Source organism: Candidatus Rickettsiella isopodorum (genome assembly GCF_001881495.1).
GTDB classification, from domain to species: domain Bacteria; phylum Pseudomonadota; class Gammaproteobacteria; order Diplorickettsiales; family Diplorickettsiaceae; genus Aquirickettsiella; species Aquirickettsiella isopodorum.
Window position 1 is genome coordinate 414,466 of the sequence record NZ_LUKY01000033.1, and the last position, 17,890, is coordinate 432,355.

The window sequence follows — 17,890 nt, forward strand, 5'->3', positions numbered from 1 at the left end:
ATAACAGCCTGCGTACTTTAAAAGGTGATTTTTTAGTAGTCCGCGAGCAGTATATACGATCGCAAGGTTGGAACAAGCCAACACCGTCTTTTAAAATAAAAAAATCGGGGCTATCCTTTTTAAATTCCTCTTGAATATGATGAACCAACTCCGTAGCTTTTATATCAATGATATAAACAAAAATGAAATTTAAAAGCACTTCTTCGAAGTGCATAAGTATAGAGGATACTGACCACCTATACTACTGTTGGAACTGGTAGATAAGCAAGTTAGTTCCAGTGTAAGATAGCCTTGAACTACAAGTTGACTTATCTCTCTAAGGATATAGGGTTTCTTTTATGTAAGATATTTTGGAGAAATATAATATAGGAATGTAACAGGAACATTTTAGAACTATAGAAAATTTTGGACTGTAAGATAGGGTTTAGATTATGTCTATTTTTGAGCCTACATCACAATTAACATTACTAAAAAAATGGTTAAAAGAATCTTGTTCGCTACCAAGCTCAAGATTTGAACTACAGCCATTGATTAACGACGCAAGCTCGCGTCAATATTTTCGCTTGCGACTAAGTAACTTTAGCCATATAGTCATGGTTGCTCCTCCTGATAAAGAAAATATAATTGCCTTTATTGCGATTGCAAAGGATTTTTCGCGTCAAGGAATTTATACACCTGAGATACTCGCATATAACCTTGAACAAGGTTTTATGCTGTTAAGTGATCTAGGAAACGACTTATACCTGAATATCTTAAATCCTAATACTGTTGATGATTTATATAGTCGAGCTCTTTCGGTTATTTATCAAATTCAGGTTTGCAACCCTAAACTTCCAGACAATAAATCCTTAGATTTGTTTAATGAAAAATATATACGTTTCGAATTAGGGCTCTTTATTGATTGGTTTCTAAAAAAGCATTTAGAACTAACCATAACTCCTGAGATTAACAACATACTTGAAAATACTTTCAAGATACTGATCAATGCTGCTCTTGAGCAACCACAGGTATGTGTGCATCGTGATTATCATTCGCGTAATTTACTTTTGCTAGAAAACAAAAGTGTAGGAGTTTTAGATTTTCAAGACGCTATTTATGGACCTGTTACCTATGATGCTGCTTCATTATTGCGCGATGCTTATGTTGATTGGCCAAAGAATCAAGTCGATCAATGGATTTTAAAATTTTACGATATGATCAATATAAGTCATCAATATACTCAAGAAAAATTTGTTCGCTGGTTTGATTTCATCAGCCTTCAACGACATTTAAAAATACTTGGTATTTTTTCACGACTTAATTATCGGGATAACAAACCACATTATTTACCCATGACTACTCGCTTATTAAATTACATTAATAACACTTGCGAAGATTACGCAGAACTTTTCCATTTTAAAGAACTATTGCAAAACAAGATTCAATCAAAATTGTATGAGAAAGAAAAAAAATGAAAGCGATGATACTTGCTGCAGGACGTGGTTTGCGTTTGCGACCTTTAACGGATAAAACACCTAAACCATTGATATTAGTTGCTAACCAACCACTTATTGTGCATCAAGTGTTAAAATTAGCAAAAATTGGCATCAAAGAAATAGTGATTAATGTCTCCTATCAAGCTAAACAAATTATCGACACGCTAGGCGATGGTCGCACTTACGGCATCAAAATTGATTACTCTTTTGAACCTACAGCGCTTGAAACAGGAGGAGGGATTTGCCAAGCGTTACCCATTTTGGGCTCTGATCCATTCATTGTTATAAGTGCTGACATCTGGTCAGATTTTCCCTTAGAATGCCTATTATCTCACTCATTAGATTCATTTGCATTAGCCCATCTGATTTTAGTGGATAACCCAAGCTTTCATCCACAAGGTGATTTTCATCTTACTCAAAGTGGTTTATTAAGTTTAGATAATACTTCAAGCAAGTTTACATTTGCTAGCCTTGGAATTTATCATCCAAATTTATTTCGACGTAAATCAGGCGCTTTTCCATTGTCATCCCTACTGTATGAATATATTGCTGAAAAGAAAATAACTGGGGAATATTATCAAGGTTTATGGTTTAACATAGGCACGCCTACAGAATTGGAACGTCTTGATGAGCATTTGAAACAAAAAAGTAAATAGAGTATCTATGCAAAATTCAATTATCAGTTTCATTGGTGCCGGTAACATGGCAATTAGCTTAATTCAAGGATTATTGAAAAAAAACTATCCTGCCAAAAACATATGGGCAACGAATACTAATGTAGAACGGCTGAATAAGCTAAAAAACCTAAATATCAACTTAACGACTGACAACCGATACGCAGCACAAATGGCAAACATTGTTGTTTTAACTGTAAAACCGCAAATATTGAAAAACGTTACTTTGGAAATCGCTGATCTCATTCAAGAAAAAAAACCGTTAGTCATTTCAATTGCTGTGGGTATAAATTTAAAAAGCTTAGAACTTTATCTATCAAGCAAGGCCTTACCTGTTATACGTTGTATGCCTAATATCCCTGCTTTAATAGGTTGTGGAGCAACCGCTTTATTTGCAAATCTGAATTGTTCAATACCTCAAAAAAATGCCGCTGAATCTATCTTTCGTAGTGTGGGAACTGTCGTTTGGCTACCTAAAGAAGAACAAATCGAGGTAGTCGCTGCTTTATCAGGCAGTGGCCCAGCTTATTTCTTTCTATTCATTGAGGCCTTAGAAGAAGCAGCGGTTGAATTAGGCTTATCTAAAGAAATTGCTAATTCACTAACCCTACAAACTGCTTTGGGATCTGCTCGAATGGCCATTGAAAGTAAAAAATCTCTGGCTGAATTAAGACACCAGGTCACTTCGCCAGGTGGCACGACTGAAAGGGCTTTAGAATTTTTAAAAACTTCACATTTACCCGATATTGTGAAAAAAGCTCTTAAAGAAGCTCAAAATCGTGCAGAAAAGCTATCTAAGGATTTTAAATAAACTCAAATGTAATTTAGAAAAGCTTTCTGCCCAGAGCCATAAACCTTAATCCTTGTAGCTAACTGGTCCAGCGTCTCGAATCACTGGATTCACATCAAACTGTTTAAAGTTATTAATGAATTTATTGATTAATTCGTGTGCCTTAACATCATAGTCTTTCGGATTTTTCCAAGTTTTTTTTGGATTTAATAAATGATTCTCTATATTCGGCAGCTGCTTAGGAATAGAAAAATTAAATCCCAACAACAATTCAGATTCTGCTTTACCTACTTCATCATTCAAAATAGCTTTAATAACAGCGCGCGTTGCAGGAATAGAAAAACGCTGCCCTCCATCCCCATAGGCACCGCCAGTCCAACCCGTATTAACCAGATATACTTTAGCATGACTGTTTTTCAAACGTTTAATTAGTAACTCAGCATAGACTTTTGCTGGTCTCGGAAAAAAGGGCGCGCCAAAACATGTACTAAATGTGGTTTTGATGGGTTCAGTTTGGCCCACTTCCGTGCTACCTACTAATGCGGTATAACCACTTAAAAAATAATAAGCCGCTTGTTCATGGTTCAAACAAGCAATCGGTGGTAGTACACCATATAAATCACAGCAAAGAAAAATGACGGCATCCGGCAAACGATCAACGCGATTTGCACGAAAACGAGATTCAATAAAATTAAGAGGATAGGCTACACGGGTATTCTGAGTCAGACGTGCATCTTTGTAATTTGGATCTAAAGTTTCCGGATCTAACACTACATTTTCCATTACTGCACCATGACGGATAGCATTCCAAATCAAAGGTTCACGCTCTTTAGATAAATCAATACATTTAGCGTAGCACCCCCCTTCAAAGTTAAAAACGCCTGTTTCACTCCAAGCATGTTCATCGTCACCTATCAAAAAACGATCAGGATCAGCAGATAAAGTTGTTTTACCTGTTCCCGACAATCCAAAAAATAATGCAACATCACCTTCTTTTCCTACATTAGCAGAACAATGCATAGGCAAAACATCGACTGCGGGTAATAAATAATTCATTACCGAAAACATGGCTTTTTTGATTTCGCCCGCATATCTATGTCCACATAATAAAACCTTACGTTCGGTAAGATGAATAACTAAAGTGGCATCACTGTTAACTCCATCGCGTTGAGGATCGGTTTTTAAACCTGGAACACTTAAAATAGTCCATTCTGGCTTACTGACTTTTCCATAAAAATCGTCAGGACGAATGAAGAGTTGGCGAGCAAATAAATTATGCCAAGCATATTCAGTAATGACCTTAACCGGTAGATAATAGGTAGGATCCGCCCCAACTTGTAGGTTAGAAATAAATAGATCGGCATCTTTGACATATTGTTCAGCACGCTGCCATAAGGCATGAAAACGTTCTTCTGAAAGAGCTTGGTTAATGGAATCCCAATCGATGTCCTTTTCACTCTTTGGTTCTGCAACAATAAATTTATCTTTAGGAGAACGTCCGGTTCGCTTACCAGTAGAAACTGACAGAGCACCATTAGCTGCAATAACCCCTTCTTTTCGTTCTACAGCAAAGTTGAGCAACTCTTCAACAGACAAATCAACAAAGATTTTCGATGAATTTTTGGATTGGACGGCTGACATAGCCTACACTCCTTAACTTAGCAGAAGGCGGCATGTTAACACAGATAAAATAGCAATAACATTCCACATAAGGCTTTTTACATTAAACATGTGTACCAGCCCTTTCATTATTTCTGCTGTTTGAAAAGAAAAAATAAAAGACTTGAATTAAATGTATTAAATTAGCAAAATAACATTAAGTTAAAATTAAACATGATTATGACACTATCAAAACCACGTTTACTCACAGGTGATACCCCGACGGGAAAGCTCCATCTTGGTCATTGGGTAGGCTCTCTAGGTTTACGAGTGTCCTTACAAAAAAACTATGAATGTTACTTTATTATTGCGAATGTCCATGCATTTACTACCCGCGCTGAATTTCCTGAAGAAATTCGCCAAAATACTCTAGAGATTGCGTTAGATTATCTCGCTGCAGGCATCGATCCTAAACAAAGTTATATTTTTGTTCAATCTGAAATTCCGGCTATTGCTGAGCTTACTTGCTTTTTCAGTATGTTGATTTCTTTTCCTAGAGTTATGCGTAACCCGACTATCAAAGATGAAATCCGCCAAAAAAACCTGGGGGATAATTATCCCTTTGGCTTCTTATTGTATCCAGTCGGTCAGGTAGCAGATATACTTAGTTTTCGTCCTGAAATTGTACCGGTAGGCGAAGATCAAATAGCTCACTTAGAGTTAGCGCGCGAATGTGCACGTCGCTTTAACCAAGTTTATTGTGGTGTCGATCCACAAACAAAAGAGGAAGATTACGTCTCGAGTGGTGGATTATTCCCTATCATTCAAGCAAAACTCAGTCCAGTGCGTCGATTAATCGGAACCGGACCACCTAATGCGGATGGGATATTACCCAAAATGAGCAAATCTTTAAACAATGCCATTTATCTTAGTGATGCTGCTGACACAATCAAGAAAAAAGTAATGGGCATGTATACTGATCCAAATCGATTGCGAGCAACGGATCCTGGGACTGTTGAAAATAATCCTTTATGGATATTCCATGACATATTCAATCCTGACAAAGAATGGGTTATTGAAGCAAAAGATAAGTATCGTAAAGGTCAGATCAAAGATGTGGAATGCAAACATAAGTTAATCGATATATTGGTTGAAATAACACAACCTATACGTGAGCGTCGAAAAATCTATGAAAAAGATCCAGCCGAGGTTTTACGGATTTTAAAGCAAGGAACGGAGCAAGCCAATAAAATTGCTGAAGACACTCTAATCAAAGCTAAAACCTTTATGAAACAAGATTACTTTAAACGTATTGTTAAGCTTAGCACAGAATAGAGATAAGAAAACTTAAGCTACTGGCAACGTTACTCCTCTCTGACCCTGATATTTACCTTGACGATCCCGATAAGAGACTTGGCAAATCTCATCTGATTCTAAAAATAACATCTGTGCCACACCCTCATTTGCATATATTTTCGCGGGTAAGGGCGTCGTATTGGAAAATTCCAACGTAACTTGACCTTCCCATTCCGGTTCTAAAGGGGTGACATTCACAATAATTCCACAACGTGCGTAGGTTGATTTTCCGACACAAATAGTAAGAATACTCCGTGGAATTCGAAAGTATTCAACAGTATGCGCTAAAGCAAAGGAATTGGGAGGAATGATACACACATCATTTTTTACATCGACAAAACTTCCTTGGGAAAAACTTTTAGGATCAACAATAGCAGAATTGATATTGGTAAAAACACGAAATTCATTGGCACAACGTACATCGTATCCATAACTAGAAACGCCGTAGGAAATGATCCGTCCAGCCGCTGTTTGACGCACCTGCTTAGGTTCAAATGGCTCTATCATATTGCAATTTTTTGCCATACGGCAAATCCATGCATCGGATTTAATAGACATAATAATTTTCCTAATACTATTTTTTCTCTATGACGATTTTCGGAAATCGAAAAGCTTTAGTTTTTGACTGACTCAGCTGACCAACTACTTTGTTGGCTATTTCTCGATAAACGTCAGCAATAGCACTATGCGGTTCTGCCAGAAAAATAGGTTTCCCCGAGTCAGCTTGTTTACGAATTCGACTATCTAAAGGTAAAACACCTAATAGACTAATATTACATTCTTTGGCAATTCGTTCGCCTCCACCATCACCAAAAATAGGTTCCTCATGACCACATTTCCTACATATATGTGTACACATATTCTCAACTAGACCCAATAAAGGTACTTTAACCTTATTGAACATGCCTATCGCTTTACGCACATCCAGCAAAGCAATATCTTGAGGAGTCGTTACGATCACTGCCCCGGCTAAAGGAATTTTTTGAGTTAAGGTCAATTGGATATCACCCGTCCCGGGAGGCAAATCTACTATTAAATAATCTAAGTTATCCCAGTGAGTATCATTTAATAATTGTTGTAACGCGCCTGTCGCCATTGGGCCGCGCCATATCATAGGCGTATTCACATCAATTAAATAACCTATCGACATAGATTGTATGCCGTGGGCATACACAGGCTCTAGGGTTTTGCCATCCTTACTGATAGGCTTCTCAGTGACTCCCAACATCTGCGGTTGATTAGGGCCATAGATATCCGCATCCAATATCCCCACATTTACACCTTCTTTTTCTGCGAGGGCCAAGGCCAAATTAACCGCAGTGGTTGATTTCCCAACGCCTCCTTTTCCAGAAGCAATAGCAATAATGTGTTTGACCCGATCAGTAATGTTTAACATAGCATTTTTTAATTATAACTTGACGTCACTCCTAGCAAAAAGGCAGAATCTGTGAATGAATCAATAATACGCAAAAGATGAGTATGCAGCAAACACATCGCAAACTATTAGTCACTAGCGCTTTGCCTTACGCCAATGGCTCTTTACATATCGGCCACTTATTAGAACATATTCAAGCAGATATTTGGGTTCGTTTTCAAAAAATGCTGGGGCGTGATTGTATTTTTATATCGGGTGAAGACGCCCATGGCACACCTGTGATGTTAGCCGCTCAGCAGCGCAGTATCAGTCCTGAGACTTTAGTCAATCAAATAGCTGATGAGCATAAACGCGATCTTTCTGCGTTTTATATCGATTTTGATAATTTTTATACCACTCATTCTCCAGAAAATGAAGCATTAATAACACTCATTTATAAACGTATGAAAGACACAGGAGATGTCTATAACAAAATTATTCAACAAGCTTATGATTCTAAAGCGCAAATGTTTTTGCCGGATCGCTATGTCAAAGGCGCATGTCCTTGTTGTAAAACTCCCGATCAGTATGGTGATAATTGCGAGGTATGTGGCTCTACCTACTCTCCACTGGATCTCATTGATCCTAAATCCACTATTTCAGGGTCTACGCCCATTGCAAAAGAATCTGATCATTATTTTTTTCGACTTTCTAATCACTCAGATTTTTTGCGTCAGTGGATCACTCAGGATCATCACCTAACAGAAGAAATAAGTAATAAACTTCTAGAATGGTTTAAAGAGGGTTTGCATGATCTGGATATTTCACGTGATGCACCTTATTTCGGATTTAAAATTCCCGACACAGAAAATAAATTTTTTTATGTCTGGATAGATGCACCTATAGGCTATATGGCTATCTTTAAAAATCTTTGCTTGCAGCGTGATAAACTTAATTTTGATGAGTATTGGTCCAGCCCATCAAATACCGAGCTTTATCACTTTATTGGTAAAGATATCATTAATTTTCATGCTATCTTTTGGCCAGCTATACTAAAAAGTGCAGATTTTCGTACGCCTACAGCAATTTTTGTACATGGCTATGTAACTGTCAACGGTAAAAAAATGTCAAAATCGCGAGGAACCTACATTTCTGCGCGACATTATCTTAATCATTTAGATCCTGAATATTTACGGTATTATTTTGCTACAAAACTTAGTCGAAAAACAGAAGATATTGATTTTAATTTGAAAGATTTTATCCAAAAAATTAATTCGGATTTAATTGGAAAACTAGTTAATATTGCCAGTCGTTGCTCCAGCTTTATTAACAAAAAATTTACTAATAAATTATCAGCGAATTCATTTAACCCAAAACTAATTCAAGAATTTATCAATAAAGGTGATGAAATTGCGAATAATTATGAAACGCGTGATTACAATCGAGCAATGAAAAACATTATGGAATTAGCCGATCAAGCAAATCAAATGATTGATGCTGAAAAACCTTGGCTCTTGATAAAAAACTCCGATTCAATTGAGCGTGCTCATGATGTATGTAGTTTAGGATTAAATCTTTTTAGAATTCTAATGATCTATTTAAAGCCAGTACTTCCTATCACAGCTAAAAAAGTAGAACATTTCCTGAATATCCCTTCAATGACTTGGGCACAACGACCAAAAATTTTATTTGATCATACTATTAACACTTTTTCGCCTTTATTACAGCGCATTCCTGAAGAAACTATCAAGAATATGCAAAAAACAGACTCTATCGCAACAGGTTAATATATTTTTCAGCAGGCTAATTTTGCTGACATCACATTATCTTCATCAAAAAAATGAAATCGAATAAATTAACTCTTTCATCAAGAAATTCAAAAACGCTGGTTAATGCAATAGATGCCTTACTACCACAAACGCAATGTGGGCAATGTAGTTATTCGGGTTGTTTACCTTATGCCGAAGCGATTGTAGCAGAAAGGGCGGAAATAAATCGTTGTCCTCCGGGCGGCATAAAAACGTTGCTAGCGTTAGCAAAATTGTTAGAAAAAAATCCCGCGCCGTTTATGGAAGACTTGCAGAAGCAAGAAAGACCTGCCATGACAGCTCTTATACGCGAATCCGAATGCATAGGTTGCACAAAATGCATCCTAGCTTGTCCGGTTGATGCTATCATAGGGGCTGCGAAACAGATACATGTTGTATTCACGCAAGAATGTACTGGTTGTGGACTTTGCCTTGCACCTTGCCCAGTGGATTGTATTGATCTGTTGGCATTAAATCGGCCGAACTATAAAACTCAACAAGCACGACAACGTTACTACGCAAAAAAGCAACGTCTTCAATTAAAGAAAGAGTCCACTAAGCTTATTAAAAATATTTCGCCGCCAAACGAGGAGGTTGCTTATATTCAAGCTGCAATTAAGCGTGCAAAAGAAAAAAAACAACGTTTACAGATCGAAGCTACAACATCTGTTAGCGAACTGTTAAACTAAACATCTAATGCTTGATAGATATTATAGTTTTCTGAATAAGTAAAAATTTGGCCCGTTTTAATATCAAAAAACCAACGATGGATAGTTAATGCTTGAGTTTCTGTTTTTTCTTTTATCCAAGGAAATGTCATACAGTTTTCATAAGATCGAGTTAAAGCTAATTTTGCATATTCATCTGGATTTTTTATCTGATTACCAGCGATCTTAATTGAAGAAACCCATTCGGTTATAAAATCATTTTGCGATAAATTTTGACTATTTAATAATGCCTCTATTCCACCACACTGACTGTGTCCTAGTAAAATAAGATGCTTAATATTCAAAAGGCAAATTCCGAATTCTAAGGCTGCACTCGTCCCATGCAAAGCCTCGTCCTTTTGATAGGGCGGTACTATATTCGCAACATTACGCACTACAAATAAATCGCCAGGATTACATTGTAATATTAATGCTGGATCTACTCGGGAGTCGCAACAGGAAACGACCATTATTTGAGGTTTTTGACCAGAATCGGCTAAATATCGCATTACTGCATTATCACCGACAGCATATTTTTTTCTAAAAATGCTGTAGCCATGCAATATTTTACTAAATAGATGAGTCATTTTTCTCTCCGGTCAATATTTATTTGAAATAAATATTTAATTTGAGACTAGCTTATTATTATAAAATTTAACTAAAGATTTTAAGCATCTTTGGTTAAAGACCATAGTAAACGAAAAATCAGCTAAAAATATTTCACTCCTATAATTGAGCTATTAGTATTAATAATCTTATAATTATCTTTAGTAATATTCGATAAAAATATATCATAGAAAAGGCAATTAAAACATGTAAAGTCGACAAAACTATCAACAATAGGTTGGTCGATTTATACCTACTACCTATTACTATGCGTATTTTTTAAAAAATTTAAATTTTTATGAATTAATCTGAGATAACCTCTCTGACGAGGAAGAATTTATGACTACAAAATCTTAGAGAATGGCGTCCCCAAGGGGAGTCGAACCCCTGTTACCGCCGTGAAAGGGCGGTGTCCTAGGCCTCTAGACGATGGGGACCTGCGGTTGTAAGGTCCGCTATTTTGGCTGCGCTTGGCTAGAATGTCAATGTCTAAAATAACTACCGCAAATCTATTATTACAAAATTCATTTTTACGCTGTATATTTAAGCTTAATAATATTTATATAGGATAACTATGTCGAATCAAAACATAAACCTAAGCGATACGCTATACCAATATATGTTATCTATTTCCTTACGTGAACCTGCTATTTTGAAGTCACTCCGAGAAACAACTCATCAATTATCATCCCATAGCATGCAAATTTCACCTGAGCAAGGCCAATTGATGGGATTTTTGATTGAATTAACTAGCGCTGTAAAAACATTGGAGATAGGTGTCTATACCGGTTATAGCGCTTTAGTCGTGGCTTTAGCCTTACCTGAAATAGGAAAAATTATTGCTTGCGATATCAATAAAGAAACAACTTCTATAGCACTCGATTTTTGGCGGAAAGCGGGCATAGCGCATAAAATAGATCTAAAATTAGCACCTGCATTAGAAACTCTAGATAATTTAATTAAACAAGACCATTCGAATAGTTTTGACTTTATCTTTATTGATGCAGATAAGCAAAATTACTTAAATTACTATGCACGTTCATTAACACTACTCCGACCAGGAGGCCTAATGCTTGTCGATAACGTACTTTGGAGTGGTCGAGTCGCTGACACGCAGGCTCACGACAAACAAACTTTAGCCATTCGTACATTTAATCAAGCTATTTATCAAGATAAGCGCATTAGTGTGTGTTTAATCCCAATAGGTGATGGCCTGACTTTAATAAGAAAACGTTAGTAGTTTTTATTTTTAGCAAAAGTTTATATCGTAGCGATATCTCCTTTTTGTTCTAACCATATTTTTCGATCTCCGGAGCGTTTTTTGGCTAACAACATATCCATTAAAGAAAGCGTTTTTTGTTCATTATCGATGGTAAGCTGAACCAGACGTCGGGTATCGGGTGCCATCGTTGTTTCTCGCAATTGCATGGGATTCATTTCACCTAAGCCTTTAAATCGCTGTATGCTGATTTTTCCTTTTTTATTCTCTGCTGTTAATCGATCTAAAATACCTTGTTTTTCTTCATCGTCTAAGGCATAAAAAACTTCTTTGCCCATATCTATACGATAAAGTGGCGGCATAGCAATATAAATATGTCCTGCTTCAATTAGCAAACTAAAATGTTTTAAAAATAACCCGCATAATAACGTAGCAATATGCAAACCATCCGAATCAGCATCGGCTAAAATACAAATCTTACCATAACGTAACCCTGATAAATCACTAGACCCTGGATCAACACCCATAGCCACGGCAATATCGTGAATTTCTTGCGAACCTAATACTTGATTACTAGCCACTTCCCAAGAATTTAATATTTTTCCTCGCAACGGCATAATCGCTTGAAATTCTCTATCTCGTGCTTGTTTTGCGGAGCCACCTGCGGAATCACCTTCAACTAAAAATAATTCTGTACGGCTTAAATCAGTTTGCGTACAGTCAGCTAATTTTCCTGGTAATACTGCCCCACTTAAAATTTTCTTACGTGCGATTTGCTTACTAACACGTAAACGTTTTTGTGCATTGGCTATCATTAATTCAGCTAAATTTTCTGCCTCAGAAATATGCTGATTGAGCCATAAACTAAAAGCATCCTTGATGACACCTGAAACAAATGCTGCGGATTGACGTGAAGTAAGTCTTTCTTTAGTTTGACCTGAAAATTGAGGTTCTAATAATTTTACAGACAATATATAATGGCATCCTTCCCAAACATCTTCAGGTGCTAATTTTAAGCCCCGTGGTAACAAATCACGTAATTGGCAAAATTCTCTCATTGCTTCTAGTAAGCCGGTACGTAAACCATTGACATGCGTTCCACCCTGAATAGTTGGAATTAAATTGACGTAGCTTTCCATTAAGCCATCACCACTCTCTAAAAGCCAGCATAATGCCCAATCAACTTCCTCCGTTTCAGCAGCAAAATGACCATGAAAAGGTTCTATAGGTAAACGTTCATATTGACTTAAACTATCTTTTAGATAGCTAACAACACCATCCTCATAAAACCATTCTTCTTTTTTATTATTTTGCTTGTCAGTAAAACTAACGTGTAAGCCCGGACAAAGGACGGCTTTTGCTCGCAAACTATGTTTTAAACGACTAACTGAAAATTTTTCATTATCAAAATAATGCTTATCCGGCCAAAAGCGTAACGAGGTCCCTGATACTGCGTGATCAGCTTTGCCTAGTTTCTTTAGATTAGATTTTTTACTGCCATGTTCAAACTGAATTTGGTAAATAAAACCATCTCGTTTAATGGTAACTTCCAAGTGGCGCGATAAAGCGTTGACTACAGATACACCGACACCATGCAAGCCCCCTGAATAACGATAATTTTTATGATTAAATTTACCACCCGCATGGAGTCTTGTGAGAATAAGCTCTACACCTGTCACTTTTTCTTCGGGATGAATATCAACAGGCATACCACGACCATCATCACTCACTTCTAAAGAATTATCCGAATATAACACCACATCAATATGTCGTGCATAACCGACGATAGCTTCGTCAACACTGTTATCAATAACTTCTTGCGCCAAATGATTAGGACGAGAGGTATCGGTATACATACCCGGTCGTCGTTTTACTGGATCAAGGCCGCTTAAAACTTCAATCGCTTCAGCAGTATATTTTTTTGATGAAGAAGATTTTGCGTTCATAAAATAATAGTTACTCGCTTTTTTTCAAAAAGGCGTCTCTAACCTTTTGTTCATTCTGTTGTAGCCATTGTAAAGCAATAATAGTCGAGGCATTATTAAATTTTCCTTGATTGAGTAAATTATACGCAACTTTTAGGCTTAAAACATGCAAACGAATATCTTCCCCTTCCTCAGCTACACCATGAATTCCTTTTGCCAATTCAGCATCAACTTGCCCGCAAAAAAGATAAATACGCTCTGAACTTCCTCCTGGACTCACCCAATATTGGCAAATGGGAAATAAATTCGTTATTTCTAGGCCAGTTTCTTCTTGTGTTTCACGTCGTGCTACTTGCTCTAAACTTTCACCTTTATTAATAACGCCTGCGACTATTTCAATTAACCACGGATTTTTTGCTTTATCAGCAATACCTACGCGAAACTGTTCGATTAAAACTAACTGATTACTATTTGTGTCAAACAATAAAATACCTATCGCTTCGCCCCTTTCAAAGACTTCTCGAATTTGTGTTGCACTCCATCCTCCGCTAAATAGACGAAATTTTACTTTCCATTGTTCTAGCTGAAAGTGTCCTTGATAAACTATTTCTTTCTGCAAAATTCTAACATCTGAACGATCGAATTTGGAATTCATAGAGCTATATCTTAATTATGAAATTTGGCATAATAGGGGCACTTACTTAGAAAAATCTAGGTTTTTCTTCTTTTAGTATAAAAAAAATAATGACTATACACGACTTTTTTATCGATAAATCTGCTAAAAAACTATCTATTTGCTCTAAATTAGCATTAGGTATTTATTTATTTTTTGCATATTTTACACCTACTTTTGCTGCAGATTTAATGGATATTTATAAAGCGGCCTTAAATAGTGACCCTACCTATCAGGCAGCTGTATCCACTCGACTATCACAACGAGAAGCAATACCTCAGAGTGTAGCTGTCCTTTTGCCTAATATCTCAGCTCAAGCTAATATTTCTAATAATTATCAAACTATTAATCAGCCTCCTACTCCGGAGCAACCGAATGGAATCAGCAACCTCCAGTCTCAGGGATACAATATTTCTATTAGACAACCTTTAATTAATGTCAATGCTTGGCTAGCACTAAAACAAGCGAGTAGTATCGGCAAACAAGCTGATCTAACCTTGGCAGCCGCTGCACAAGATCTGATTTTTCGCGTAGCATCTACATATTTTAATGTTTTATCTGCCCAAGACACTCTTAGATTTTATCAAGCAGAAAAAACCGCTGATAGTAAGCAATTAAATCAAGCTCAGAAACGTGTCCAAGTTGGTTTAGATGCCTTAACCAGTGTTTATGAAGCCAAAGCGGCATATGACAAATCCGTAGCTACGGAAATAAGTGCTGAAAATAATTTACGCAATAATCAAGAGGCACTGCGCCAATTAACAGGCCAGACTTATTCTTCTATAAACCGTTTTGCAAAGAAAATACCTTTACAAACCCCTCAGCCAAACAATATTGAAGATTGGGTTAATGCAGCCACTCAGAACAACCTCAAGCTAATAGCTGCACGCTATGGCGTAGAAATCTCTCGAGAAAAAATAAAGATGCAAGCTTCCGGGCATTTACCTAGCTTAAGCTTAATAGGTAACTATGGAAACACTGATACCTTTAATAATGTCCCTAACTCACTTAATAAACGTGTCGGAACTTTAGGCTTAGAATTAGATATTCCGCTCTTTGCAGGTGGTGCAGTTTCTTCCAAAACCCGCCAAGCCCAATATGACTTTCAAACGGCCAGTGCTAATTTAGATAATACCTATCGTAGGCTTATCATTAATACACGACAAAAATATAATGATGTACTTGCTGATGTCAGTAAAATCAAAGCTGAACAAGAAGCAATCAAATCTGCACAACTGTCATTGGACAGCACTGAAGAAAGCTATAAAGCTGGAACACGAACTATCGTGGATGTCCTTATTGCGCAAAAAAGCCTTTACGATGTAAAACGTACTGCAGCAAGTGATCAGTATAATTATCTATTGGATACTTTATTACTAAAGCAAGCCGCAGGTAGTTTAAAGCCAGATGATTTGCTGGAAATTAATCAATGGTTTTAACCCGCAGCAGCATTTACTAAGCAAAACGCCTCGCTAACACTTCTTGATGTCGTGGTTTCTTTAGATTCACCTTTGAAAAAGATTGTCCTCGGATTATTAAAAATAGTACTAACAGAATCTTGTCGTATAGGAACATTTCCATTGCAATGACCATTTTCTACTTGTTTTTTTTCTAATCTATTATTAATGAACTCTTTGGATTTGGATGTTCGATTTGAAAATTTGATCAATCCATTTCCAAGGCTTTCCTTTGAAGTATTTTCTTTAAAATACATTCCCATTGCTTCCTGAAAGCTTATAGTAGACTGTTGTTGTTGTTTTTCTTTAAAGTAGTTTATTAACTTCTCTCTATGTGAAGTTAATAACTTTAGTTTGTTTTGCTTTTCTGTGGCATTACTCTTATCGATCCAAACTCCATTTAAACGTTTTTCAGCTGTAGTCAATATCCAGTCTACTCGTTCTTCTTCTCGCCATTTTGCAGATAATTCCTTAGGTGTTTCTGGTTGGTCTGGTGAGTTATGTTCATGAGCATGTATATCGAAACTTTTCTTGATCGATTCAAAAAAAGTTAAATTATTTTCGGCTTTTTTAAAAGTCCAATTCCAAAATGCACTCGGCAGTAGCAAAGGAAAAAAAACTATATTTAACAACGGCAATTCAAAAGTATTTTCTAAAGCTTCAAAGAAACCAATATTATTTCCAAATTTTTTACAAAACCAATAAAAGATCCCGCCTGACAAAAGGAGAGGTGAAAGAAGTACTTGCAAAGGAAGTTGTAATAGATTTCCATGATCGTGATCATCCTCTCCTTCATGATCCTGTTGCGTATGATGATGATCATCTTCTGTCGTTAAAAAACTAAGATCCTGTAAACCTTCTGACACAGCACATACACCGGCTACTAATGGAGGAGGCACATTTAAAAAGCGATCCGTAGTGAATCCGATACTAATCAAATGACCTATAAAAACGAGTGATTGTAAAGGTGAAATAATTAATTTGGCTAGAATACGAAAAGGGTTAAAGAATTGTACCCAAGTTTCTTCTCGCTTAACCTTCTTTAAATTACTTAGTATATTAGAATAAAAAGATTTAAAAGCTTTAATAGGATGTTTAATTCCCTCAAATATTGCAATAAATATGCTTTTACAATTAGCAATAGTTTGTAAAGTGGTACTAAATCCATAAATTAAATCTGTCACAAAATTTATAGGTATTAAAATAGCACTTGCACAGTAAGCAACAAAAATTGGCAACTTAGGCGCTAATAATTTTATCCCATTCTGCATAACTATCCAACAAGTACCGCCAGAAGCCGCCGTTGCAAATACTGTTAAGCTAGTAATTCCAACTACCACTATAGATAAAGATAATAAGCGTAACAAATAAGTACCTAAAGGTTCTTTGTGATTATCAATATCTTTTCTTTTAAATAGTTGTAAAGTTTTACTAAAAGCCTTTTCGATGGCATCATTTTTTACAATATCGGTAATCGCATAATAGAGTAAAAATGTTGCTCCTATCGCAGCAAATATAGCAACTGGCCATACTATGGCCGATATGGTTGTTACAGATAATGACAGCGCTAAACCCACCGTTATTGCTTCTTGTACTGCAAAAGCAGTAACAAATCCGGATACAATTCCTACTAAAATACTAATTATCCAGAAAAAACGTAAAAACCATACACTGCGTTTTGCTGATTTCAGTTCAATTAAGCTAACATCTTTTATTACTTGACTAATATAGTGATTTTCATTATTAGCATCATTTGATATATTTATTTGCTGATAAAAATAATTTTTTAGTTCCTCTAGTCTTTTTTTAGCTTCTTTTATGTCCTCTTCATTGGCAGAAGGATTATTTTTTAATGCTTTATATTTTTTTCTTTGGTTCCAATAATCTTGTAGGAATGTACATTGACTGGCAATCTCAATCTCATCTTTTTTACTTAAAAATTTATTTAACTCTGAAAAAAGTAAATGTTTCTGGGCATTTGAGGTAAGCAACTTTAATCTTGCTAATCCTTTAAAAATACTGATTCCAAAAACTTTTCCTTCAATCGCTCCCGAAAGAAAAAAAGCTAATATAGCCGGAATAATATATGGGTAAATAATCCACAAACCGGAAAAACTTAAAAACCCCACAGATAGAATCGTGCCCATTGTCAAAAATGTGGCCACTACATAACGTAAGGCTTTAGTTTTTTTTAAACGCATGTCAATCTCTCACTCTCACAATAAATATTCAGATTCTAATCTCAAA

15 protein-coding genes and 1 tRNA gene are annotated in these 17,890 nt (G+C 36.2%); 8 read left to right on the forward strand and 8 right to left on the reverse strand.

Features of this window, described 5'->3' with window-relative positions:
- Window positions 1-431 precede the first annotated feature (431 nt).
- Genes A1D18_RS05835 through proC form a run of 3 tightly spaced genes read left to right on the forward strand, consistent with a single transcriptional unit; the run spans window position 432 to window position 2,960 of the window.
- Window positions 432-1,454, forward strand: coding sequence for an aminoglycoside phosphotransferase family protein (locus tag A1D18_RS05835; RefSeq protein WP_071662847.1), 1,023 nt, complete (start codon window positions 432-434; stop codon window positions 1,452-1,454).
- Window positions 1,451-2,131 (forward strand): N-acetylmuramate alpha-1-phosphate uridylyltransferase MurU, encoded by a 681-nt coding sequence (murU, locus tag A1D18_RS05840; protein WP_071662848.1) that lies wholly within the window; start codon window positions 1,451-1,453, stop codon window positions 2,129-2,131. Before A1D18_RS05835 ends, murU begins: the two co-directional genes overlap by 4 nt.
- A gap of 7 nt (window positions 2,132-2,138) precedes the next feature.
- Window positions 2,139-2,960: a pyrroline-5-carboxylate reductase gene (gene proC / locus A1D18_RS05845; RefSeq protein ID WP_071662849.1), complete on the forward strand. Its 822-nt coding sequence runs from the start codon at window positions 2,139-2,141 to the stop codon at window positions 2,958-2,960.
- A 45-nt stretch (window positions 2,961-3,005) separates the two neighbouring features.
- On the opposite strand, the gene A1D18_RS05850 is transcribed toward proC, so the two are convergent.
- Window positions 3,006-4,580 carry a phosphoenolpyruvate carboxykinase gene (locus tag A1D18_RS05850; protein WP_071662850.1) on the reverse strand — a complete coding sequence of 525 codons (1,575 nt, stop codon included), beginning with the start codon at window positions 4,578-4,580 and terminating at the stop codon, window positions 3,006-3,008.
- A 198-nt stretch (window positions 4,581-4,778) separates the two neighbouring features.
- On the opposite strand from A1D18_RS05850, the gene trpS reads away from it, so the two are divergent.
- On the forward strand, window positions 4,779-5,873 hold the full coding sequence (gene trpS, locus A1D18_RS05855; RefSeq protein WP_071663031.1) for a tryptophan--tRNA ligase: 1,095 nt from the start codon (window positions 4,779-4,781) through the stop codon (window positions 5,871-5,873).
- A gap of 12 nt (window positions 5,874-5,885) precedes the next feature.
- Here the strand turns inward: trpS and dcd are convergent, their stop codons facing one another.
- Together dcd and apbC are read right to left on the reverse strand one after the other, a co-directional pair.
- Complete coding sequence (gene dcd, locus A1D18_RS05860; protein ID WP_071662851.1) at window positions 5,886-6,452, reverse strand: dCTP deaminase; 567 nt, start codon at window positions 6,450-6,452, stop codon at window positions 5,886-5,888.
- Window positions 6,453-6,468: 16 nt separating this feature from the next.
- Window positions 6,469-7,290 carry an iron-sulfur cluster carrier protein ApbC gene (apbC, locus tag A1D18_RS05865; RefSeq protein ID WP_071662852.1) on the reverse strand — a complete coding sequence of 274 codons (822 nt, stop codon included), beginning with the start codon at window positions 7,288-7,290 and terminating at the stop codon, window positions 6,469-6,471.
- 83 nt (window positions 7,291-7,373) lie between these two features.
- Between apbC and metG the strand changes: the two genes are divergently transcribed.
- Window positions 7,374-9,035 carry a methionine--tRNA ligase gene (metG, locus tag A1D18_RS05870; protein ID WP_071663032.1) on the forward strand — a complete coding sequence of 554 codons (1,662 nt, stop codon included), beginning with the start codon at window positions 7,374-7,376 and terminating at the stop codon, window positions 9,033-9,035.
- A 53-nt stretch (window positions 9,036-9,088) separates the two neighbouring features.
- Window positions 9,089-9,745, forward strand: a complete 657-nt coding sequence (locus tag A1D18_RS05875) for an RnfABCDGE type electron transport complex subunit B (RefSeq protein WP_071662853.1) — start codon at window positions 9,089-9,091, stop codon at window positions 9,743-9,745.
- Here A1D18_RS05875 and A1D18_RS05880 read toward each other — a convergent pair.
- Window positions 9,742-10,350, reverse strand: a complete 609-nt coding sequence (locus A1D18_RS05880) for a carbonic anhydrase (protein ID WP_071662854.1) — start codon at window positions 10,348-10,350, stop codon at window positions 9,742-9,744. The two genes, A1D18_RS05875 and A1D18_RS05880, sit on opposite strands and share 4 nt — an antisense overlap.
- Window positions 10,351-10,730: 380 nt before the next feature.
- Window positions 10,731-10,806: transfer RNA gene (locus A1D18_RS05885), tRNA-Glu, on the reverse strand.
- A gap of 137 nt (window positions 10,807-10,943) precedes the next feature.
- On the opposite strand from A1D18_RS05885, the gene A1D18_RS05890 reads away from it, so the two are divergent.
- On the forward strand, window positions 10,944-11,606 hold the full coding sequence (locus tag A1D18_RS05890) for a class I SAM-dependent methyltransferase (protein ID WP_071662855.1): 663 nt from the start codon (window positions 10,944-10,946) through the stop codon (window positions 11,604-11,606).
- 23 nt (window positions 11,607-11,629) lie between these two features.
- Here the strand turns inward: A1D18_RS05890 and parE are convergent, their stop codons facing one another.
- Entirely contained in the window at window positions 11,630-13,534 is a 1,905-nt protein-coding gene (gene parE / locus A1D18_RS05895) for a DNA topoisomerase IV subunit B (RefSeq protein WP_071662856.1), read from the reverse strand.
- A 10-nt stretch (window positions 13,535-13,544) separates the two neighbouring features.
- Window positions 13,545-14,168: an NUDIX domain-containing protein gene (locus A1D18_RS05900; protein WP_071662857.1), complete on the reverse strand. Its 624-nt coding sequence runs from the start codon at window positions 14,166-14,168 to the stop codon at window positions 13,545-13,547.
- A gap of 89 nt (window positions 14,169-14,257) precedes the next feature.
- On the opposite strand from A1D18_RS05900, the gene A1D18_RS05905 reads away from it, so the two are divergent.
- Window positions 14,258-15,625 carry a TolC family outer membrane protein gene (locus A1D18_RS05905; RefSeq protein WP_071662858.1) on the forward strand — a complete coding sequence of 456 codons (1,368 nt, stop codon included), beginning with the start codon at window positions 14,258-14,260 and terminating at the stop codon, window positions 15,623-15,625.
- On the opposite strand, the gene A1D18_RS05910 is transcribed toward A1D18_RS05905, so the two are convergent.
- The gene (locus A1D18_RS05910; RefSeq protein ID WP_071662859.1) at window positions 15,622-17,844 is read right to left on the reverse strand and encodes a hypothetical protein; all 2,223 of its coding nucleotides are present in this window, start codon (window positions 17,842-17,844) and stop codon (window positions 15,622-15,624) included. The genes A1D18_RS05905 and A1D18_RS05910 overlap by 4 nt on opposite strands.
- Window positions 17,845-17,890: the final 46 nt, after the last annotated feature.

Coding starts and splice junctions, on each gene's coding strand:
- A1D18_RS05835 (WP_071662847.1), top strand. CDS start 432: ATGTCTATTTTTGAGCCTACATCACAATTAACATTACTAAAAAAATGG.
- murU (WP_071662848.1), top strand. CDS start 1,451: ATGAAAGCGATGATACTTGCTGCAGGACGTGGTTTGCGTTTGCGACCT.
- proC (WP_071662849.1), top strand. CDS start 2,139: ATGCAAAATTCAATTATCAGTTTCATTGGTGCCGGTAACATGGCAATT.
- A1D18_RS05850 (WP_071662850.1), bottom strand. CDS start 4,580: ATGTCAGCCGTCCAATCCAAAAATTCATCGAAAATCTTTGTTGATTTG.
- trpS (WP_071663031.1), top strand. CDS start 4,779: ATGACACTATCAAAACCACGTTTACTCACAGGTGATACCCCGACGGGA.
- dcd (WP_071662851.1), bottom strand. CDS start 6,452: ATGTCTATTAAATCCGATGCATGGATTTGCCGTATGGCAAAAAATTGC.
- apbC (WP_071662852.1), bottom strand. CDS start 7,290: ATGTTAAACATTACTGATCGGGTCAAACACATTATTGCTATTGCTTCT.
- metG (WP_071663032.1), top strand. CDS start 7,374: ATGCAGCAAACACATCGCAAACTATTAGTCACTAGCGCTTTGCCTTAC.
- A1D18_RS05875 (WP_071662853.1), top strand. CDS start 9,089: ATGAAATCGAATAAATTAACTCTTTCATCAAGAAATTCAAAAACGCTG.
- A1D18_RS05880 (WP_071662854.1), bottom strand. CDS start 10,350: ATGACTCATCTATTTAGTAAAATATTGCATGGCTACAGCATTTTTAGA.
- A1D18_RS05890 (WP_071662855.1), top strand. CDS start 10,944: ATGTCGAATCAAAACATAAACCTAAGCGATACGCTATACCAATATATG.
- parE (WP_071662856.1), bottom strand. CDS start 13,534: ATGAACGCAAAATCTTCTTCATCAAAAAAATATACTGCTGAAGCGATT.
- A1D18_RS05900 (WP_071662857.1), bottom strand. CDS start 14,168: ATGAATTCCAAATTCGATCGTTCAGATGTTAGAATTTTGCAGAAAGAA.
- A1D18_RS05905 (WP_071662858.1), top strand. CDS start 14,258: ATGACTATACACGACTTTTTTATCGATAAATCTGCTAAAAAACTATCT.
- A1D18_RS05910 (WP_071662859.1), bottom strand. CDS start 17,844: ATGCGTTTAAAAAAAACTAAAGCCTTACGTTATGTAGTGGCCACATTT.